Source organism: Archangium primigenium, from assembly GCF_016904885.1.
Classification (GTDB): domain Bacteria; phylum Myxococcota; class Myxococcia; order Myxococcales; family Myxococcaceae; genus Cystobacter; species Cystobacter primigenius.
In genome coordinates, this window is the sequence record NZ_JADWYI010000001.1 from 1 (window position 1) to 18,930 (window position 18,930).

Annotated in this window: 20 protein-coding genes; 10 read left to right on the forward strand and 10 right to left on the reverse strand. The window is 71.6% G+C overall.

Annotated elements, in window-relative coordinates:
• Positions 1-10: 10 nt before the first annotated feature.
• From I3V78_RS00005 to I3V78_RS00015, 3 genes are all read right to left on the reverse strand, one after another.
• Complete coding sequence (locus I3V78_RS00005) at positions 11-1,669, reverse strand: M14 family zinc carboxypeptidase (RefSeq protein WP_204484267.1); 1,659 nt, start codon at positions 1,667-1,669, stop codon at positions 11-13.
• 42 nt (positions 1,670-1,711) lie between these two features.
• Complete coding sequence (locus I3V78_RS00010) at positions 1,712-3,631, reverse strand: CotH kinase family protein (protein WP_204484268.1); 1,920 nt, start codon at positions 3,629-3,631, stop codon at positions 1,712-1,714.
• Positions 3,632-3,719: 88 nt separating this feature from the next.
• Positions 3,720-5,096: a cytochrome P450 gene (locus tag I3V78_RS00015; protein ID WP_239576225.1), complete on the reverse strand. Its 1,377-nt coding sequence runs from the start codon at positions 5,094-5,096 to the stop codon at positions 3,720-3,722.
• 86 nt (positions 5,097-5,182) lie between these two features.
• On the opposite strand from I3V78_RS00015, the gene nudC reads away from it, so the two are divergent.
• Together nudC and I3V78_RS00025 are read left to right on the forward strand one after the other, a co-directional pair.
• Entirely contained in the window at positions 5,183-6,019 is an 837-nt protein-coding gene (nudC, locus tag I3V78_RS00020; protein ID WP_204484270.1) for an NAD(+) diphosphatase, read from the forward strand.
• A gap of 101 nt (positions 6,020-6,120) precedes the next feature.
• A complete protein-coding gene (locus I3V78_RS00025; protein WP_204484271.1) occupies positions 6,121-6,813 on the forward strand; it encodes a radical SAM protein in 693 nt (230 codons plus the stop codon).
• Positions 6,814-6,823: 10 nt separating this feature from the next.
• Here the strand turns inward: I3V78_RS00025 and I3V78_RS00030 are convergent, their stop codons facing one another.
• Positions 6,824-7,279 (reverse strand): hypothetical protein, encoded by a 456-nt coding sequence (locus I3V78_RS00030; protein WP_204484272.1) that lies wholly within the window; start codon positions 7,277-7,279, stop codon positions 6,824-6,826.
• A 46-nt stretch (positions 7,280-7,325) separates the two neighbouring features.
• Positions 7,326-7,607, reverse strand: coding sequence for a hypothetical protein (locus I3V78_RS00035; protein WP_204484273.1), 282 nt, complete (start codon positions 7,605-7,607; stop codon positions 7,326-7,328).
• A gap of 73 nt (positions 7,608-7,680) precedes the next feature.
• Between I3V78_RS00035 and I3V78_RS00040 the strand changes: the two genes are divergently transcribed.
• The 3 genes from I3V78_RS00040 (at position 7,681) to I3V78_RS00050 (ending at position 9,863) form a co-directional block, all read left to right on the forward strand.
• Positions 7,681-7,998, forward strand: a complete 318-nt coding sequence (locus I3V78_RS00040) for a hypothetical protein (protein WP_204484274.1) — start codon at positions 7,681-7,683, stop codon at positions 7,996-7,998.
• Between the two features lie 228 nt (positions 7,999-8,226).
• The gene (locus I3V78_RS00045) at positions 8,227-8,850 is read left to right on the forward strand and encodes a hypothetical protein (RefSeq protein WP_204484275.1); all 624 of its coding nucleotides are present in this window, start codon (positions 8,227-8,229) and stop codon (positions 8,848-8,850) included.
• Between the two features lie 98 nt (positions 8,851-8,948).
• A complete protein-coding gene (locus I3V78_RS00050; protein WP_204484276.1) occupies positions 8,949-9,863 on the forward strand; it encodes a type VI immunity family protein in 915 nt (304 codons plus the stop codon).
• Between the two features lie 22 nt (positions 9,864-9,885).
• On the opposite strand, the gene I3V78_RS00055 is transcribed toward I3V78_RS00050, so the two are convergent.
• The 3 genes from I3V78_RS00055 to I3V78_RS00065 form a co-directional block, all read right to left on the reverse strand.
• A complete protein-coding gene (locus I3V78_RS00055; RefSeq protein ID WP_204484277.1) occupies positions 9,886-11,169 on the reverse strand; it encodes a sensor histidine kinase in 1,284 nt (427 codons plus the stop codon).
• A 90-nt stretch (positions 11,170-11,259) separates the two neighbouring features.
• Complete coding sequence (locus I3V78_RS00060) at positions 11,260-11,493, reverse strand: GIY-YIG nuclease family protein (protein ID WP_204484278.1); 234 nt, start codon at positions 11,491-11,493, stop codon at positions 11,260-11,262.
• 96 nt (positions 11,494-11,589) lie between these two features.
• Complete coding sequence (locus tag I3V78_RS00065) at positions 11,590-11,847, reverse strand: CBS domain-containing protein (RefSeq protein WP_239576226.1); 258 nt, start codon at positions 11,845-11,847, stop codon at positions 11,590-11,592.
• Positions 11,848-12,024: 177 nt separating this feature from the next.
• On the opposite strand from I3V78_RS00065, the gene I3V78_RS00070 reads away from it, so the two are divergent.
• From I3V78_RS00070 to pdxA, 5 genes are all read left to right on the forward strand, one after another.
• On the forward strand, positions 12,025-13,041 hold the full coding sequence (locus tag I3V78_RS00070; RefSeq protein ID WP_204496310.1) for an alpha/beta hydrolase: 1,017 nt from the start codon (positions 12,025-12,027) through the stop codon (positions 13,039-13,041).
• A gap of 64 nt (positions 13,042-13,105) precedes the next feature.
• Positions 13,106-14,134 (forward strand): peptidylprolyl isomerase, encoded by a 1,029-nt coding sequence (locus tag I3V78_RS00075; RefSeq protein WP_204484280.1) that lies wholly within the window; start codon positions 13,106-13,108, stop codon positions 14,132-14,134.
• 20 nt (positions 14,135-14,154) lie between these two features.
• The gene (locus I3V78_RS00080) at positions 14,155-15,144 is read left to right on the forward strand and encodes a peptidylprolyl isomerase (protein ID WP_239576227.1); all 990 of its coding nucleotides are present in this window, start codon (positions 14,155-14,157) and stop codon (positions 15,142-15,144) included.
• A gap of 14 nt (positions 15,145-15,158) precedes the next feature.
• Positions 15,159-16,127 (forward strand): peptidylprolyl isomerase, encoded by a 969-nt coding sequence (locus I3V78_RS00085; RefSeq protein WP_204484282.1) that lies wholly within the window; start codon positions 15,159-15,161, stop codon positions 16,125-16,127.
• A 35-nt stretch (positions 16,128-16,162) separates the two neighbouring features.
• The gene (gene pdxA / locus I3V78_RS00090; protein ID WP_420840410.1) at positions 16,163-17,104 is read left to right on the forward strand and encodes a 4-hydroxythreonine-4-phosphate dehydrogenase PdxA; all 942 of its coding nucleotides are present in this window, start codon (positions 16,163-16,165) and stop codon (positions 17,102-17,104) included.
• On the opposite strand, the gene I3V78_RS00095 is transcribed toward pdxA, so the two are convergent.
• On the reverse strand, positions 17,101-18,327 hold the full coding sequence (locus I3V78_RS00095; RefSeq protein ID WP_204484283.1) for a GYF domain-containing protein: 1,227 nt from the start codon (positions 18,325-18,327) through the stop codon (positions 17,101-17,103). The genes pdxA and I3V78_RS00095 overlap by 4 nt on opposite strands.
• A gap of 240 nt (positions 18,328-18,567) precedes the next feature.
• Positions 18,568-18,927: a (2Fe-2S) ferredoxin domain-containing protein gene (locus I3V78_RS00100; RefSeq protein ID WP_239576229.1), complete on the reverse strand. Its 360-nt coding sequence runs from the start codon at positions 18,925-18,927 to the stop codon at positions 18,568-18,570.
• Positions 18,928-18,930 lie beyond the last annotated feature (3 nt).

An 18,930-nucleotide genomic window follows, 5' to 3' on the forward strand; every position in this document is an offset into this window, starting at 1 on the left:
GGCCGCGGGGCTACTCGGCCTTGCGCGGCGCGCGCACCGGCTCCACCACGCGGTGCACCGGGAAGAGCTCGCCCACGGTGAGCTGCTCGTCGAGGAAGCGCCAGCGGCAGAAGCCGTCGTCCGAGTGCGGCTCGAGCAGGTACACCGCGAGCGTGCCGGCGCGCTGCGCGGTGGGCACGAGCAGCGTGTCCGCGGGGAACTCGCGCGTGGAGCGCTCGGGGGCCACGGTGAGCACCGTCTCGAAGCGCACGGGCTTGGGCTTCTGGCTCAGCGGCACCTCGGCCTGGCCGGGCGGGGGCACGTTGGCGGCCACGTCCGGGCTGAACGTCTCCTCGCGCCGCGCCACCCGGTAGCTGTCCACGGTGAAGCGCCGGGCGGCGGAAAGGCGCTCGAAGCGGATGCCGTGCCCCTCCAGCCGGGCGGCCAGGGACGCCGGCACGAGGTAGCCCGCGGGCGTGCTCACCGCCTGCGTGGGCACGAAGGTGCGGTGGTGCGGCACGCGGTAGCTCTTCGCGCGTTTGCCCGGGTAGCGCCGCGCGGTGATGCTCGCCTCGTCGAAGGACTGGAGCACCGCCTCGTCCCCGGGCCTGGCGTGGGCCGGGTACTCGAACACGAGCTTGCCCTCCGCGTCGCGCGTGGCCACGCCGTAGTTGATGCCCACGAGCGTGGACACGTCGGGCGTCTCGCCGCGCGCCACGATGCGGGCCTCCTCGGCGGAGGTGATGGCCAGGTACGAGCCCGCGTTCTTCGCCGCGTCCCGCAGCAGCTCCAAGAGCCACGCGCGCATCACCGCGCAGCGGCGCGGGAAGTCCAGGTAGCTGTAGGTCTCCAAGAGCACGTCGATGCGCCCGAGCAGGCCGCGGTAGTGGCTGCCGAAGCGCGGCAGCGCCGGGTAGGTGTGCCAGCCCGAGCGCGGCTCGCCCTCCTCCTTGTAGTTGCCGTACCAGAAGCTCTCGAAGCCGTGGCGCTTGCTCACCGCCTGGGCCACGCGCTCGAGCAGGACGCGGTTGAAGTGGCGCAGCTCCTGGAACAGGGGCTCGTTGGAGTGCGAGGTGTCGTAGGTGAGATCGAAGGCGTGGATGCTGCCGTCGGTGGTGTGGCAGTCGATGAAGACATGGGGCCACCAGCGCTGGTGCAGCGCCGCGAGGGCACGCGTCTCGGGCGCCTCCTGCTTCATGTTGTCGCGGTTGAGGTTCCACCCCTCGCCCGTGTAGCGCGTGCCCACGCCGCCCTCGGGGTTCACCTGGCCCTCGAGGTTCTTCAGGTCGAGCTCGCGGTTGTTCGGGCTGATGCGGTCGTTGCCGTCGGGGTTGAAGTTGGGCACCAGCACCAGGCACAGCTTGTCGAGCAGCTTCGCGCCCAGCTTGGTGAGGGTGAGATCGCGCGCGAGCGCGAGCACGGACTCCTTGCCCTCCACCTCGCCGGCGTGGATGTTGGCCTCCACCATGACGATGACCTTCTTCTGCTTGCGCGCCAGCTCCGGCGTGAAGCAGTTGCGGTCACTCACCACGAGCGCGGCGAGGGGCTGGCCCTCACCGCTCTGGCCGAAGTCCACCCGCCGGGCGAGCTTCGTGCGGGCGCACAGGGCATCGACGAAGGCCAGCACGTCGGTGCTGCGCGAGGTCTGCGTGTACTGAGAGGCTTCGGCGCGGGTGAGCGGCTCGGTCATGACGCGGCATCCGAGCCGCCCCACCCCCACACCGTCAAGTCCTCACTCGCCCTGGGTCGCGGCCGCCTTGGGCGGGGGCATGGGGAAGAGGGTCTTGTCGATGCCCACCTGGAGCTGCTCGGGCTTGAGCGCGCCCCCGGCGGCCTCGGGCGAGGCGTCGTACCAGCGGCCAAAGCCCTGCACGAGCTCGTCGCGGGAGATGCGGCCGTCCTTGTTCGTGTCCAGCGCGGGGACGATCATCGGGCCGAAGAACAGGCCCGGGCCCATGGGGGCGTGCTTGATGACCATGCCGGACTCCTTGCCCGCGAGCTGCGCGGTGATGGAGCGCCCGCGCGCCTCGATGAACGGCTTGATGGGCCGCACCTGCTCGTTGCCGAACGGCGTCTGCGGCGGCGCCGCGCCGTCCGCGCCCGCCTTCTGGCCCATCGCCTTGAACTTCTCGGCGGCCTCCTCCGAGCCGGGCGTGCGCAGGGGCAGCTGGTCCACGCGCTCGCCGGCCACCAGCTTCTCGAAGCGCGCGAGCTTCTCCTCGGACTCGTCCTTCACCGCGGGCCGGATGGCCGCGGCGGTCTCGTCCACCAGCGCCTTGACGCGCTCGGGCTTGAAGGGGCCCTTCTGCAGCTCCGCGAGCCGCGCGCGGTAGAGCTTCTGGAACGCCGGGGTCTGGAACAGCCGCGAGAAGAAGCGCTTCTCGCCCTGCCAGGGCTTGGCGATGCTCAGCTCCTCCATGAGCTTGTTGGTGAACATGTTGAGCTGGCCGAAGGAGTGGTCCAGGTCCCACGGGATGATGGAGAACTTCTGCGTGCGCGAATCCAGGTGCACGTAGAAGTTGTGGCCCAGGGCCAGGGGGCTGTCCATGGTGGACAGGGACACGGTGGCCGCCATGTAGCGGGCGAAGCCGTCCAGGTCGATGTACTGGTTGATCTTCGCGGCGAAGTCCTTGTCGCTCGCCTGGTTCACCCACTTGCTGAAGGCGATGAGGCGCGCGCGCTGCTTCTCGGTCACCTTGCCCTTGGGGTAGTAGACCTTCTCGTAGGCGGCCCAGTCATCGCCCAGGTCCGCGAACAGGTCGGGCAGCACGGGCTTGAAGAGCGCGCCGGCCTCGTCGCGGTAGTGCATCCGCTCGAAGACCGAGTCGATGTTCTCCACCACCGAGTACAGGCCCACGTAGTGCTTCGTGTACACGCCGGGCACGGTGATGGACACCCGCGCGTACGTCGTGCGCGGCGCCACCACGCCCGCCTCCCGGTAGAGCCGGTGCGAGAGCACCTCGTTCATCCAGCTCGTGTCCGTGACGTTGCTGTGGAAGTTGATCTTCTCGAGCCCCCCCAACCGCGCGTCCTGGGACAGGCCCTCCAGGTCCACCTTGAGCGAGCGCTTGAGGTCCTTGTGCGACTGCATGTACGAGAAGTTGCCCTTGTAGCGCAGCTCCACGTTCTTGAACGTCTGGCCCTCGAACTCCAGGTCCGCGTGCGTGGTCTCGAACTGCACGCCCATCATCGAGGCCATGTCGTCCGCGCGCGTCTCCTCCTCGCCCTCCTTGGGGCGCATGGACTTGAGCTCGAACAGATCATTGAGCCCGTCGCGCAGGTTCTGCGGCGACAGCGCGCCCTGCTTCTCCTCGTCCCAGAGCGCGAACCAGCGCTCGGCCAGCGCCTGGAGCTCCGCCTTGGACAGGGTGCCGGACTTGTCGCTGTCCGCGTCGGCCACGATCCGGCCCGACAGCATCCGCCCCGGCGTGAAGTGGCGCAGCATCTCCTTGGGGTCGCGCAGCGTCTTGGGCTCCAGCCCCGCCCACTGCTCGGGCGTGAAGCGCAGGTGCGCGTTCCACGGCGTCGTCCGCGCGAACAACTGCTCCGCCGTCAGCGGCGCGGCGGGCGCCTTCTCCTCGGCCAGGGCCATCGAGGCGGTCAATCCCCCACCCAGCATCGCCAACACCACCGCATTCCGTTTCGCGCTCATTCGTGCACTCCCCGCGTGTGCGAGCCCATCCGGCCCGTGAAATGTCACAACTGCGTCACAGGGCGAATACCGCTCTCCGCCTGGAGGGTCAACGAGGCGCGGCACGCCGGGTCGCCACGACCCGCAGGCCGTGGCGGGGACGCAGGGTCACCAGGGCCTGGGGCTCCACGGGGTGGCCGGGCACGGGCTGGAAGTGGTAGCGCCGCGCGAGCATCGCCAGCACCAGCTGGCCCTGGAGCAGCGCCAGCCCGCTGCCCACGCACATGCGCTGGCCGCCCCCGAAGGGCAGCCAGGCGAAGCGGGGACGCGTGGCGGCGCGCTCGGGCAGGAAGCGGTCCGGGTCGAACACCTCGGGCCGCTCCCAGAAGGCCGGGTGGCGGTGGATGACGTAGGGCAGGAAGACGACGATGGTGCCTGCGGGCAGGGGGTAGCCCCCGAGCACGTCGTCCGCCAGCGCCACGCGGCTGATGAGCCAGGCGGGCGGGTAGAGCCGCATGGACTCGTCGAGCACGCGGGACGTGTAGCCCAGGGTGGGCAGCTCCCGCAGCGTGGGCGTGCGCTCGCCGAGCACACGGGACAGCTCCGTGACCAGCCGCGCCTCGGCCTCGGGGTGCTGGCCGAGCAGGTGGAAGGTCCAACCGAGCGCGTTGGCGGTGGTCTCGTGCCCGGCGAGCACGAGCGTCATCACCTCGTCGCGCAACTGCCGATCGCTCATGCCCTCGCCGGTGTCCGCGTCGCGCGCCTCCATCAGCAGATCGAGCAGGTCCGCGCTCGGGTGCTCGCTCTGGTGGCGCGCGTCGATGATGCCGAAGACGATGCGATCCAACACCCGGATGGCGCGGCGCAGGCGCACATGGCCGGGCAAGGGCAGCGCCGCGGGCAGCGGCACCACGGCGAGCACCTGCCGGTTGATCTCCTCCAGCACGGTGGTGACCGCCCGCGCCACCTCGCGCGCGGCCCCGCTCAGGTCCGCGCCGAACAGCACCCGGCCGGTGATGGCCAGCACCAGGCCCATCAACTCGGCCGACAGGTCGAAGGGCTCGCCCCGCGCGGCGAGCGCGTCCCAGTGCGGCAGCGCGTCCTCGACCAGGCCGGTGATGTCCCGCGCCATGCCCGCCAGGCGCTCCTTGTGGAAGGCGGGCTGGGCGAGCCGCCGCTGGCGCCGCCAGAACCCGCCCTCGCTCAAGAGCAGGCCCTCGCCGAGCACGGGCCGCAGCCGCTGCATCAGCGCGGTCTTCTGGTAGTTCTGCGCGTTGTCCACCAGCACCCGCTTCACGTCGTCCGGGTGGCTGATCTGGTGCATCAGGAAGGGGCCCATCGGGTAGCGGACCACATCGCCATACCGCTCGCGGCCCCGGAGGAAGAGGCCCAGGGGGTCCGAGCGGCGCTCGGGGAGGTTTCCGAGGAGCCAGTGGCCCTGGGGCCCGGGCGGGAGGCGGCGTGCGGGGTCTCGTGTCGTGCGCAAGGCGGTGTCTTCCCAGGACATTCCAAAAACGGCGAGCGGGGGGCGTCCCCTGCCCCAGCGTAGCGGGTCCCGCTAAGGTGTCGCGCGTGAGCCCGCCCCGCTTCGTTCCAGGATTCGACGCCCCCGACCGCCCCCGCGACGCGGCCCTGCTGTTCGCCGTGCGCGGCTTCGAGCTGCTCGTCACCGAGGGCACGACGGGCCTCGCGCTCGTGCCCACCGCTGCCCGGCTGCCCGACCTGGCCGCCCAGGCACAGTACCTCGGCACGCTCGACGGCCAGGACTGCTACGTCACCGCCCTGCCCAAGGAGAGCGCGGCCCCCGAGGGCCTGCGCTTCATGCCCGCGCGCGACCTCTACCCCGTGGTGGACGAGGTGCTCTTCGGCCTGGGCGGCCGGGCGCTCGCCATCGCCGAGTGGGACGTGCAGCACCGCTTCTGTGGCCGCTGCGGCCAGCCCACCTCGGTGACCCCGGGCGAGCGGGCGCGCCGCTGCACCGTGTGCCGCACCCCCTTCTACCCGCGCATCTCCCCGGCGGTCATCATGCTCATCACCCGGGGGGACCGGATGCTGCTGGCGCGCAACGCGCGCTTCCCCGGGGCCTTCTTCAGCGCCCTGGCGGGCTTCGTGGACGTGGGCGAGTCCCTGGAGGAGACGGTGGCGCGCGAGGTGAAGGAAGAAGTCGGGCTGGAGATCCAGACCCCGCGCTACTTCGGCAGCCAGCCGTGGCCCTATGGGCGCTCGCTGATGGTGGGCTTCACCGCGGAGTACGCGAGCGGGGACATCCAGGTGGACGGCGAGGAGATCGCCGAGGCGGCCTGGTTCGGGGTGGACGAGCTGCCCCGGATTCCGCCCCCCCTGAGCATCGCGCGGCGCCTCATCGACGGCTTCGTGGCCCAGGTGAAGGCCCGGACGCCTCCGCGCTGAGTCCGCTCCCCTGGAGGGCGGGCGGCCCTCGGGGCTCCGCTCGGCCCTTGCATCGTCCGCCCGAGTGGGGTTGAAGCGAGGCTTCCCCCGGACTCGCGCCCATGCCCCTCGCCCGCCCCCAGATCGAGCCCCGTCGTAGTCCCACCGCTGACTCGGTGGTGGTCAAGGAGATCTACCTGTCGGTGCAGGGCGAGTCGACCCACGCGGGACTGCTCTGCTCCTTCATCCGGCTCACCGGCTGCCACCTGCGCTGCAGCTATTGCGACAGCGAGTTCGCCTTCCACGGCGGCGCGCGGCGCAAGAACGCGGACGTGGTGGCCGAGGTGAAGGCGCTCGGGGCCCGGCGCGTGGAGGTGACCGGTGGCGAGCCCCTGCTCCAGCCCGGCGTCTACCCGCTCATGGAGGCGCTGCTGGCCGAGGGAATGACGGTGCTGCTGGAGACGAGCGGCGCCATCGACGTGCGGCTGGTGCCCCCGGCGGTGCACAAGATCGTGGACATGAAGACGCCCTCCTCGGGCGAGAGCGATCGCAACGACTACCGCAACCTCACCTCGATGAACGCCAACGACGAGCTCAAGTTCGTCATCGGCGGCCGCGAGGACTACGAGTGGAGTCGGCGGCTCATCATCGAGCACGGGCTGCTCGACAAGCCCTACGAGCTGCTGTTCTCCACGGTGTACGGCAAGCTGTCCACGAAGGACCTGGCCGAGTGGGTGATCGCCGACCGGCTGCCGGTGCGCTTCCAGTTGCAGATGCACAAGTACATCTGGGCGCCGGACGAGCGCGGCGTGTGAGGCGCGCGGGCTAGCGGCCGAACAGGCCGAGCACGAGCCGCGCCACGAGCAGGCCCTGGACGAGCACGAAGCCGAGGTTGGCCGCCGCGAGCCCCCGGGTGAGCCGCGCGAGGACGCGGGCCCAGGAGGGCAGCGCGCCGTGCACGAGCCGCTGGAGCTCGCGCGCGCCGACGGGCCACCCCACGCCGAACGCGAGGAGCTGGAGCACGGGCAGGCGCCGCAGCAGGGGCAGGACGATGGTGCCGTGGCCCGGCTCCACGCGCGCCTCGAAGGGCAGCAGCAGGAGCAGCGGCGCGGCCACCAGGGCGATGCACTGCAGGCCGAGCGCCCCGGTGAGGGACCAGGAGGGCGTGCCCTCGCGCCGCACGAGGGCGAGGCAGTCCGGACACAGGGCGGCGTCCCCGAGCAGCTCCGTGCAGTCGCCACACAGGAAGGTGCCGCAGCGCGCGCAGGTGGCGACCGCCATGCGGCGATGCGCGGGGCAGTGGGCGGCGTCCACGGCGGGCGGGGGCTCAGAAGCCGGAGGACGTCGCGCGCACCATCCCCTGCTCCAGGCCGTGGGCCCCCAGACCGAGGAACACGGCGGTGAGCACGGTGCCGCCGAAGAAGCCCGCGAGGATGAGGTTCTTGCGCGGGTGCTCGAACTGGCTGAACGCGTACACGAGCGGGTAGAAGGGCACGAGCAGCACCATCATCCCCGTGCCCAGACTGCGCCGGAAGGCGTGGACGAGGAGGAACAGGGCGCACACGAAGGTGATGACGCCGAACACGGCGGCGAGCGGAAGGAGCGGCACGGGATGGGAGATAACACGTGGCCGGGCGCGTGCTAAAGCTCGCTCCCACGACTCCTGCCCGAGGACCCGGACGATGGCCACCCTGAAGACACTGCTGACCTTCCTCCTGGCGGGCGCCTTCCTGGGGCTGGCCTCGGCGTCGTGGCTGGGGCCCAAGTGGCTCGAGTGGGACAACACGCCCCGCTTCCAGGCGACCCAGATGATGTGCGACCTGCCCAAGATCATCCGGGACGTGAGCGCGCAGCTGCTCAGCTATCAGATCACGGGCACGCTGGTGGGCGCGGGCGTCATGCTGGTGCTGGGCATCGTGTACGTGGTGGCGCGCGCGAAGAAGCAGCGGCGCGCGGCCCAGCCCCCCGTGGCGCCGCCCCCGGCCAGCCCCGCGGCCTGAACAGCGCCAGCGCGCCTCTCCCCCGCCTCGCCAACCATGCGCCTCTTGCTCGCACTCGCCGCCATGGTCTGGCTGGGTCCAGCCTGTGCGACCGATCCCCACAGGACAGGCGGCGTCGGTCCTCGCGGAAATTGGAACCGTTGGAACCCGGGCGCCCCCACTCGATTCCATCAGTCCTGTGGCGCGGCATGTGGTGCTCCGGTCAGTGCGAGCACTGGAGAGGTTCTCGTGCCGGCCACGGTCCGTGTCGCTCCAGCCGCCGAGAAACTCGTTCAGGTCGCCGAGGCGCTCCAAGGACTGCTCACCGTGAGCAGGTTTCTCGACGGGTCCCAGAAAAAGGCCGTCGAGACCATCCTCGTGACCTGTGTGCGAGAAGCCAACACGCAGGTGGACAATGAACTCTTCGGCCAGGGGCGCTCCCTCCCAGATTCCGAGTGCGGAAAGGAGCCCATCGCCAAGGAGAAACGCGCCCCGACCTGGCGGAGACACCTGGGAAAGCTCAAGCACGAGGCCGCCTTCGCCTGCATCCAGCAGCGGCTCTCCGCGCGGTTCCCCGACAACTTCTCCATCGAACCCCGGCTCCGGCGTGACGGCATCACCCAGGACGTGATGCTCACCGATCGGTGGGGAGGTTCACTGCAACCCGACATTGTCGTCCACTTCGCACGCAACGCCACCCGGATTCAGTGCATCTACGACCTCAAGTTTCCTTGCGGCTACGAGGTCGGCACCAATCCCTGGACCCCCGCGGTCGTCTCTCAGATGAACGCCTATGGGCGCCTGGGAGGAGAATGTCCCCCCGCCCTCGTCACGCCTCAACTGGCCATCCTCCGCCAATCTCGTACGCCATGACGCCGCTCCGCCCCCGCATCCGGCTCTCGGGACCCGTCCCCTATACGTCGTGGACACCCGAATCGGGAGAGTCAGTGGAGTACTGGGACCGACTCCTCGTGCGGGACATCGTGCGCATGGTCTTCTTCGTGCCGCACGACCACTTCGACATCGCCGTGGGTGTGACCCACGCGCTCGACAGCTATGTGCGCGCGGTCAATGACTGCCCGGATGCGCTGGTCCAGTACACCTGCTGCGATTGGGAGCCCGCCCCGCTCAATGACAGGGGATGTGAACTCATCCGGGCCACGTTGAACCCACGCGTGCGCCACTTCGCGGAGGACTACATGGGGCAGGAGGTCTCCGCTGACGTGAAGGATGGCGCGGAGCCTTTTTTCGGGCTCTATGGCAAGCAAGACAGCGGATTCAGTTTCGAGTACCACGCACGGACTCCCTGGCGGGAGGAGCCAGTCGAAGCAGTGAGCGTCCTGCGCGCGACCCTCCCTACGGAGTACCTCGACGAGCGCGGCGCCAGCGCCGTGAGTGAACTGGCAATCGCGCTGGCTTCACGCCTGCCCTTGGCGTCCGGACATGCAGGGCTGGCCCTGGAGGTTGCCCCTCCCCAGCTCGAACGGCTCGACGTCCTGCGTCCGCTTCTCTCACGTCATCCCGGCTTCGACGTACGCGATGCCGGCATTCTCGACGAGGTGGGCTTTCGGATCGATGGCGTCCACTGGATGAACTTCCTGGGCCCTCCGGTACTCACGGAACTCGGCGGTGCCGCGGGTCTGCGCGCCCGACTTCGTCCCACCCTGGGCCTTCAAGCACTCGGGGACAACCACGCCCTCGTGACGCTGGGTCCAGAACCCGACGCGGGAGACCTGCTTCGTGGCGAGACCCTGACGTCCTACCGCGAGTTCGCGCATGTGCTGGAACCGTGGTTGGAGCCCTTCGCCTGGGGCCATCTCGACACACAGGGCAAGGCAGCCGACGCGGTGGCGTGGCGGACCTGGTGGCATCGGTTCCGCAGGTGACCGTTGCCCGCGGCCTGAAGTCTCACACCGCCGGCAGGTCCACGATGAAGCGCGCGCCGCCCTCGGCGCGGTTCTCCGCGTGCAGCGTGCCGCCGAAGGACTCCACGTACTCGCGCGAGAGCGCCAGCCCCAGCCCCGTGCCCTTCTCCGGCGCCTTCGTGGTGAAGAACGTGGTGAACAGCTTCCCCAGGTGCTCGTCCCGGATACCCGGGCCGTTGTCCTCCACCAAGAGGCGCACCCGCTCGGCCGCCACCTCCACCTTCAACATCACCCGCCCATCCCGCACCTTGCCGTCCTCGATGGCGTCCGCCGCGTTGAGCAGGAGGTTGAGCAGCACCTGCCCCAGCCGCCGCGGCTCGGCCTGCGCCGCCGGCGTGCCCGGCACCTCCACCGCCAGCTTCACCAGTGACTTGAGCCGCACGCTCGCCAGCCGCACGCTCGCGTCGATGACGGGCGCCAGCTCGCACCGGCCCACAGGCGCCACCACGTCCTCCGCCCGCGACAGCACCGTCAGGTCCTTCACGATCTGATGGATGCGCTCCACGCCCTGCATCGTCTCGCTGAGCGCCTCGGAGAACTCCACGTCGTCCCCGCCCTCCGTCTTCTGCCGCCACTCCTCCAGGAGGTAGCGCAGGTTGGCCTGCACGTAGGCCAGGGGGTTGCGCACCTCGTGCGCCACGCCCGCCGCCAGCCGCCCCACCTGCGCGAGCCGCTCGGCCCTCAACGCCCGCTCCTGCGAGGCGCGCAGGGCCTGCGTCGCCTCGCGCTCGACCTCGCGCGAGCGCGCCCACGCCAGGCGCAGCCGCTGCTGGTACCGGCTGAGCATCATCCCCATCGTTCCGGAGGACACCAGCATCAATCCCCACGCGGCCACCTTCGACCACGGCGCGCCCTCGGCGAGCAGCACCGCGCTGGCGCCCACCACGGGCAGGCCGATGCGCAGCGCCGCTTCCCACGGGCGCTTCCAGGGCAGCATCAGCGCGAACAGCGGCAGCACGCACAGGCTCGCGAACACCGGGTTGGCCGAGCCTCCCAGCCGCGAGCAGATGAGCGGCAGGAACACGTTGGGCAACACCACGCCCACGATGAAGCGCACCCGCTCACGACCCAGGCCCGGCACTACCGTCGCGGCCCAGGCCACGCCCAGCATCACCCCGGCCCACAGTCCCCGCAGCATCAAGGTGTCCCAGGTCCAGTGCATCACCGACAGCACGTCCAGCCCCCAGAACAGCAGCGAGCGCATCGCCAACACGCGCAGGATCCGACCTTCCTCCGGCGCCAGCGCGTCCCGGTCCTGCTGTCCCATGACCATCCCGTCTCACACGATTCCACGGGGAATCGGGGGTTACGGGACTCAACTTGACACACTTCGGGGTCAGGCGGAACCCAGCCCGGGTCAGGGTCGCACCCGCGCCACGAGTCTCAGTTTCTCCGCGCGCGGCAGTCGCTTGAGAGCGGCCTCGCGGCGCAGAGCGGCCCCTCGATCGGCTGCCTGCTCACTCCACACCAACGTCACGGGCAGACGGGCCCGGGTGTACGCGGCGCCCCGGCCGCGGTTGTGGGTGGCCACGCGGCGCTCGAGATCATTGGTGGCACCGGTGTAGAGGCTGCCGTCGCGGCAGCGCAGCATGTAGACAGTCCAGGAAACCGACACGGCGCCCCGCAGGATAGCCCAAGCGCTTCCCACCCGGTCGCCGCGATTTCCCACCCGCGCCCTCCCGGGCGCTCACCCCGCCACGGGGCTGAGCGCCGGCACGGGGTAGAGCGCCGGCCGGAGCGAGCGCTCGCACGCGGCCATCACCAGCGACACCGGCAACAGCGGATCCATCGCCCACGCCGCCAGCACGTGCGACCGGCTGAGCAGCCCGAGCAGACGGCCCTTCTCCCCCACCACGGGCAGCAGCGGCACCCCGTGGCGCTCCATCATCCCCAGGGCCCTCAGCAGGGTGTCCGTGGGCAGCAGGGTGACCTCTTCCGACGACAATTTTTCCGCAACATTCGGCTTTTGCCGCATCTCCGAGCCTCCCGGCTTGAACGGGTGGGATGCTCTGCAACCACCTTGCCGACCTGTGGGACGAGTTGATTTTGAACAAAGCGGTCCTTGGGCCCGGCGCGTTAGACTCCCGGCGTGACGAACCGAAACGGTCAGCGACTCACGCGCATGGCGGACCTCTTCTCGCGAACGGTGAACCGCGAGGGCGCCGGCCTGCTCACCCTGCCCTTCAAGCCGGACGAGCTGTACCGGGTGCCCACGGACGATGGGGCGGCGGTGGCGCTCGGGCGCTACCATCCCCGAGGAGAACGGCGCCACGCCGAGCCGGTGATCCTCTGCCATGGCCTGGGCGTCAACCGCTTCCACATGGACTTCGATGAGCGCTACAGCCTGGCGCGCTATCTGGCCCGGGCGGGCTTCGAGACGTGGGTGATGGAGCTGCGCGGCCGGGGCCTGTCCGGGCCCTGTCACGAGAACACCTTCGACGATCAGGCCGAGTACGACGTGCGCGCCGCGTTGCGCACCGTGGTCTCCACGGGAGCCAAGGAAGTGCTCTGGGTGGGGCATTCCAAGGGTGGGTTGACCCTGTACGGGCACCTGGCCCGCAACCCCCAGGCGCCCGTACGGGCCGCGGTGGCGCTGGGCAGTCCGTTCACCTTCGCGGTGCAGCCGGGCTTGAAGATTTTCATCCAGCGCGTCGAGCCGCTCCTGCGGCTCAAGGCCATCCCCGCGCGCCGCATCACCGGCATCGCCCTGTTCGGCGCGCCCCCGGGGCCGCTCACCCGCTACATGATGCTCGCGGAGAACATGGAGCTGGACGTGGTGCGCCGCGCCCTGGCCAACCTGCCCTCGGACATCTCCGGGGGCGTGGCGCGCCAGTTCGCCCAGTGGATCGCCCAGGACTCCTTCTGCATGGTGGATGGCACCTGCTACCGCAAGCCCCTGGCGGGGGTGAAGCTGCCCGTGCTGCTCGTGGCGGGAAGCAAGGACCTGCTCGCTCCCCCGCTCGCCGTGGCGCGGGCCCAGGAGTACCTGGGGGGTCCGGTGAAGCTCGTGGTGGCGGGACAGGCGCACGGCTTCGCCGCGGACTACGGCCACGCGGACCTGATGCTCGGCCGGCGGGCGCCGGACGAAATCTTCCCCCTGGTGGAGGCGTTCCTGTCGAGTCACGCGACCCGGGCCTGAGCCGCCCCGCCGCCCCGTTGTCCGCGCGGTGTCCCCGTGCTACCCACGACGTCCCGCGCCCGCCATGCCCTCCGCCCTCCGCCTCGTCCCCCTCGCCGTGCTCGCCCTCGTGGGCTGTGAGCGCGGCGCGCTTCCGGGCCAGGCCGTGGTGGATTTCCGCCACACCCGCGCCCCCGGGGGCACCCCCGTGGCCTCGTGGACGGGGGATCGGGTGACGGCCGAGGAGCTGCGCCGGCTGCTCGAGGAGATGAGCCCCGCCCTGCGCGAGCGCTACCAGACGCTGGAGCAGAAGCGCGAGTACGTGGAGGGCCTGGTGCGCTACGAGCTCTTGGTGCGCGAGGCGCTCGCGCGCGGGCTCCAGGACGACCCGGACGTGGTGGCGGGCACCAAGCGCGCGCTCGTGTCGCGGCTGATGCGCGACGAGCTGGAGGGCGCCGCCCAGCGCGTGTCCGAGGAGGACGTGGCGGCCGCCTACGCGCGCCAGCGCGAGGACTACGTGCGGCCCGAGCAGGTGCGGCTCTCGCACATCTTCCTCGCGGCCCCCCGCGCGGACGCGGCCCGGGTGGCCGCCGCGCGCCGGGAGGCCGAGGCCCTGCGCGCCCAGGCCCGGGCGCTGCCCGCGCGGGACTTCGCCGCCTTCGGACGGCTCGCGCGCGCGCACAGCCAGGAGCCGCGCACCCAACCCCTGGATGGGGACCTGCGCTTTCGCTCCCTGGAGGTGCTCGCCCAGGACCTCGGGCCCGAGGTGGCCGACGCCGCGCGCGCGCTCGTGGCCGAGGGCGTGGGCGCCCTGAGCGGCGTGGTGCAGACGGACGCCGGGCTGCACGTGCTGCGGCTCACCGGACACCAGCCCGCGCTCGACCAGTCCCTCGCGGACGTGCGCGAGCGGATCGCCGGTCGGCTCGCCCAGGAGCGGCGCTCGCGCGCCTGGGAGGAGCTGCTCGCCGGGCTCGCCACCCGCGCGGACGTCACCCTGGACACGGCGGCGCTCGCGCGCGTGCACGTGGACGCGCTCACCCCTCCCCGGGCCCCCACCCTGCCCGCGCCGGGCTCCCTGCCCGCGCCCCCCTCGCCCCCGTCGGAAACGCCATGACCCTCCCCCGGAGACCGCCCATGCGCCTGGTGTCCCCCCGCCTCGCCGCCCCGCTGCTGCTCGCCCTGGGGCTCGCCGGCTGCGCCCCCAAGGACAAGCAGGAGCCCGACGCCCAGGTGGTGGCCACCGTGAACGGCGAGGCCATCTCCCGCGCCGACTTCGAGCAGGAGCTGGAGCGCGAGTTCATCGCCTCGAGCAACGAGTCCGGCCAGCCCTCCCCCGAGGAGGTGGAGCCCTACAAGCGCGCCCTGCTCGACACGCTCGTCGCGCGGCTGGTGCTCCTGCAGGAGGCGCGCGCCCACAACGTCACCGTCACCCCGGACGAGGTGGACCGGGGCGTGCTCCGGCTGTCGAGCGACTACCCCTCGGGCAACTTCAACGACGTGCTCGCCGAGGGCCAGCTGTCCATGGCCCAGCTCAAGGCGAACGAGGCCGCGCGCCTCACCATCGAGAAGCTCTTCGCCACCCAGGTCTACCCGCGCGTGGGCGTGACGGAGGAGGAGCTGCGCGCGGACTACGCCGCGCACGAGGCCGACTACACCACCCCCGAGCGCGTGCGCGCCGCGCAGATCGTCGTCAAGGGCATGGACGAGGCCCGGCGGGTGCAGGCCCAGCTGCGCTCGGGCAAGAAGTTCGCGGACCTCGCGCGCAAGTACTCCCTGAGCGCGGATGCGCGCGTGGGCGGGGACCTGGGCTTCTTCCCCCGGGGCCAGATGCCGCCCGCCTTCGACGCCGTCGTCTTCACGCTGCAGCCCGGCCAGGTGTCCGACGTGGTGGAGACGGAGTACGGCTACCACCTGTTCCGCGTGCTGGAGAAGAAGCCGGGCCGCAAGCTGGAGTTCACCGAAGTGCGCGACCAGGTGGAGGCGCGGCTGCTGGCGCGCGGGCGCGCCGAGGCCCAGGCGAAGTATGAACAGGACTTGCGCGGCAAGGCCCAGGTGTGGGTGAACGAGGCCACGCTGCAGGCCATCCGCGGACGGCCCGTCACCCACACGGCGGCGAAGCCTTGAAGGAGAGACGCATCATGAAGAAGTGGCTCGGGACGAGGTGGCTGGGAGCGGTCGGCGTGGCGGTGCTGCTCGGGCAGGCCGCCCCGGCGCGCGCGGAGCTGGTGGACCGGGTGGCCGCGGTCGTCAACCGCGACATCATCACCCTGTCCGAGGTGGAGAAGCGCGCCGCGCCGGAGCTCGCGCGCGTGGGCCGCGACGCCGAGGCGCGCGAGCGCATCCTCAAGCAGGCCCTGGACACGCTCATCGGCGAGAAGCTCATGGAGGAGCAGATCCAGGAGCTGGGCCTGGCGGTGACGGACTCCGAGCTGGAGGCGGCCGTCTCGGACGTGAAGCGGCAGAACAACATCACCGACGAGGCCCAGTTCGACCGGCTCCTGTCCGGCGAGGGCTTCAGCGTGGCGGCCTACAAGGAGTTTTTGCGCAAGCAGATGTCGCGCATGAAGCTCGTGCAGATGAAGGTGAGCACCAAGGTGAAGGTGTCCGAGGAGGACCTCAAGGCCGCCTACACCCAGTACAACAAGCTGGAGTCCGAGGACGCCGAGGTGCACGCGCGGCACATCCTCGTGCAGGTGGACGCCAAGGCGACGCCCGCCCAGGTGGAGACGGCGCACAAGAAGGCGCTCGTGCTCGCCCAGGAGGCGCGCCAGCCGGGCGTGGACTTCGCGGAGCTGGCCAAGGCCAAGAGCGAGGGCCCGAGCGCCTCGGACGGCGGGGATTTGGGCTTCTTCCGGCGCGGGGTGATGGTGCCCGCCTTCGAGCGCGTGGCCTTCGCGCTCCAGGAGGGCGAGGTGAGCGAGCCGGTGCGCACCCAGTTCGGCTGGCACGTGCTCAAGGTGGAGGAGAAGCGCGCGGTGAACGTGGCGCCCTTCGAGCAGGTGAAGGCCGAGCTGGAGTCGCGGCTCAAGCTGCAGAAGACGGAGAAGTACGTCGAGCAGTACGTGCAGGAGCTGCGGCAGAAGGCCTCCGTGGAGACGAAGATCTGAGGGCGCGCCCCGTCGTCGGCATCTCCCTGGGCGACGTGTCGGGCATCGGTCCCGAGGTGACGGTGGCCGCCCTGGCCCGGCCCGCGGTGCGCCGGGCCCTGGTGCCGGTGGTGTTCGGGGACGGGCCCACGCTCGAGCGCTTTCCCGCCCTCGCCCGTTGGGCCCGCACGACGCCGGACGCGCTCGCGCGGCCCGAGGGCCCCACGGTGTGCGTGGTGAGCCAGCTCGCGGAGAAGGATCGCGAGCCCGGTCGGCCCACGCGCCGGGGCGGCCAGGCCCAGTACGCCTACGTCCAGGCGGCCATCGCCGCGGCGCGCGCCGGCCACGTGGACGCGCTGTGCACCGCGCCGGTGTCCAAGGAGCAGATCTCCCGCGCGGGCATCCCCTTCATGGGCCACACGGAGGTGCTCGCGGAGGCGTTCGGCCGCGAGGTGCTCATGCTCATGGACGGGCCGCGCGTGCGCGTGGCGCTCGCCACCAACCACGTGCCCCTGGTGGAGGTGTCCCGCCTGCTCACCGTGGAGCGGCTCGTGGCCCAGCTCCAGCTGCTCTCGCGCGGCATCGCCCCGCTGGTGAAGGCCGAGGGCCGCGCGCCGCGCCTGGGCGTGTTGAGCTTCAACCCCCACGCGGGCGAGGGCGGCCTGCTCGGCCGCGAGGAGGTGGAGGTCATCACCCCCGCCATCCGCCGCGCGCGTCGGCTGCGCGTGGACGCGCACGGGCCGCTCGCCGCGGACGGGCTCTTCGCCCGGGTGAAGGACTTCCCCTACGACGCGGTGCTGGCCATGTACCACGACCAGGGCCTCATCCCCGCCAAGGCGCTGGACTTCGAGCGCACGGTGAACGTCACGCTCGGCCTGCCCGTGCCGCGCACCTCGCCGGACCACGGCACCGCCTACGGCCTCGCGGGCAAGGGCGAGGCGAGCTGCGTGCCCATGATGGAGGCCCTGCTCAAGGCCGCCCGGCTCGCCGCCCGCTAGTACACCAGCGGAAAGCGGATGGGCTCCGTCCCCGGCACGCGGTGCTTGGGGAAGGTCAACGAGCGCATCAGGTCCTGCAGGCAGAAGGCCAGCGGCGTGCCCCGCACCTCCTTGTCCTCCACCTGCACGTGGGTGACGCTCCCGCTCGGGCGGATGTTCAGGCGCAACATCACGCGCTGCGCCTCGCTGCCCGCGGCCCGCTTGGGCGCGTAGCGCAGCACGCACGCGAGCAGGCTGTCGCGCTGGGCGCTCACCACCTGGAGGATGTCCAAGCGGCTCAGCGTCTCCTGCGTGCGCGGGCCCGGCTCGGGCGGCACGTAGGCGGTGCGCGGGGTCGGCGGACGCGCGGCCCGGGTCCGGGAGGACGCCTCCGCGTCGAAGCCCAGCTCCCGCTCGAAGGCCTTGTCCAACAGCGCCTCGTACTCGGCGCTGTTCACGGAGAAGGCGGGCCGCACGGCCGACTTGGGGCAGCGCGCCGTGCACGTCTCCGACGCGAGCACCACCCGGCCCCCCGCCTGGCCCCACCACCCGCCGCGCCACACCGAGGCGCGCACCTCGTCCAGCCCCTCCGCCGTCGCCGGGCCCGGCACGAACCGGGGCGGCCGCGCGGCCGGCGGGAAGACGAACTCCACCCGGGACGGCGGCGCGTCCTCGGGCCACGCCAGCACCGCGCGCAGCAGCGACTCCGCGCGCGCGGGCAGCGAGGGCGCGGGCACCCACACCAGCAGCGCGCTCAGCGTCAGGCCCAGCAGCACCGGCCCCATGAGCGCCGCGGCCAGCAACAGGACGCCACGCCGCGAGCGCCCCACCGCCTCCAGCTTCAAGGTGGGCCGCGCATCCGCCGCGTCCCGCCACCCCGGAGCCGCCGCCACCCGGCGCACCCGCGCCTTCATCTCGCGCATCTGCCGCAGCCAGGCCTCCTCCTCGGAGGCGAGCGAGGGCAGCGGCGGGAAGGTGTTGCCCCGCGCCCTCGCCGCGCCCGCGGGCACCGGCGCCGACGGCGCGGCCGGCCCCCGCGCCCCGGACAGCTCCGGCACCAGACACACCGGCTTCCAATACGGCCACTCGCCGCACCAGACGAGCGAGTGCGCGTCCAGCCCTCCGTGCCGCCACAGCTCGCGCAGCTGCCCCAGGCTCAGCGGCCCGTGCGGTCGCGCATCCCGCCCGCGGTACCAGTACCCGCCCTCGACCGTGGACGCCGGCGCGCTCGCCCGCGTCGACACGACAGACCCTTCCCCAACCCCCACCCGATGACCGTCCACCCAGCCCCCCCAGCCCCTGCCGTCCCGACACCCGAAACAGCGCGTGTGCCGACAACGTAGCGAGACACGCCACCCCCACCAGCGCTCTCGCCTCGCGGGGCGAGCCGTCTCCATCCGTTTCTCAACGCCACTCGGACTGGAAAGTTCCAGGCGTGACGGACACGGCGCCCGCCGGTGAACAGCGCGGGGGGAACGGTGTCCTCAGGGCTCTTCCAGGGCCGGGCCCCGGAGGTGTGCGACAAGTTCCACACCATCCTTCATGGGATCAATCCCTCCCACCTCGGAGGCGGTGGGTCCCCCCAACCAGCGGACACTCACGCGACCCTCGGGGCACAGGCCCATGCACCCGGTGAGGCTCACCGCCACCGAGTTCGTGGGGGAATGAGGCCCGAGCGTCTCGCGCAGTCGGCGCGGCAGGTCCACGCTTCCGGCGCGCGGAGGCAGTCGCATCAGGCAGCGGTGGCAGACCTGCAGCCAGGGTTCACGGCCCTTGCTCACAGGCGCCCCCAGCGGGCGGCCGAGCAGGGGCGCCCCCAGTGCCTCCAGCGCTCGGATGTGCATCCT

Bases quoted from the DNA above. Each gene is read 5' to 3' on its own strand.
- I3V78_RS00005 (WP_204484267.1), bottom strand. From the start codon at position 1,669: ATGACCGAGCCGCTCACCCGCGCCGAAGCCTCTCAGTACACGCAGACC.
- I3V78_RS00010 (WP_204484268.1), bottom strand. From the start codon at position 3,631: ATGAGCGCGAAACGGAATGCGGTGGTGTTGGCGATGCTGGGTGGGGGA.
- I3V78_RS00025 (WP_204484271.1), top strand. From the start codon at position 6,121: ATGCCCCTCGCCCGCCCCCAGATCGAGCCCCGTCGTAGTCCCACCGCT.
- I3V78_RS00030 (WP_204484272.1), bottom strand. From the start codon at position 7,279: ATGGCGGTCGCCACCTGCGCGCGCTGCGGCACCTTCCTGTGTGGCGAC.
- I3V78_RS00040 (WP_204484274.1), top strand. From the start codon at position 7,681: ATGGCCACCCTGAAGACACTGCTGACCTTCCTCCTGGCGGGCGCCTTC.
- I3V78_RS00055 (WP_204484277.1), bottom strand. From the start codon at position 11,169: ATGGGACAGCAGGACCGGGACGCGCTGGCGCCGGAGGAAGGTCGGATC.
- I3V78_RS00060 (WP_204484278.1), bottom strand. From the start codon at position 11,493: ATGCTGCGCTGCCGCGACGGCAGCCTCTACACCGGTGCCACCAATGAT.
- I3V78_RS00070 (WP_204496310.1), top strand. From the start codon at position 12,025: ATGGCGGACCTCTTCTCGCGAACGGTGAACCGCGAGGGCGCCGGCCTG.
- I3V78_RS00075 (WP_204484280.1), top strand. From the start codon at position 13,106: ATGCCCTCCGCCCTCCGCCTCGTCCCCCTCGCCGTGCTCGCCCTCGTG.
- I3V78_RS00080 (WP_239576227.1), top strand. From the start codon at position 14,155: ATGCGCCTGGTGTCCCCCCGCCTCGCCGCCCCGCTGCTGCTCGCCCTG.
- I3V78_RS00085 (WP_204484282.1), top strand. From the start codon at position 15,159: ATGAAGAAGTGGCTCGGGACGAGGTGGCTGGGAGCGGTCGGCGTGGCG.
- I3V78_RS00100 (WP_239576229.1), bottom strand. From the start codon at position 18,927: ATGCACATCCGAGCGCTGGAGGCACTGGGGGCGCCCCTGCTCGGCCGC.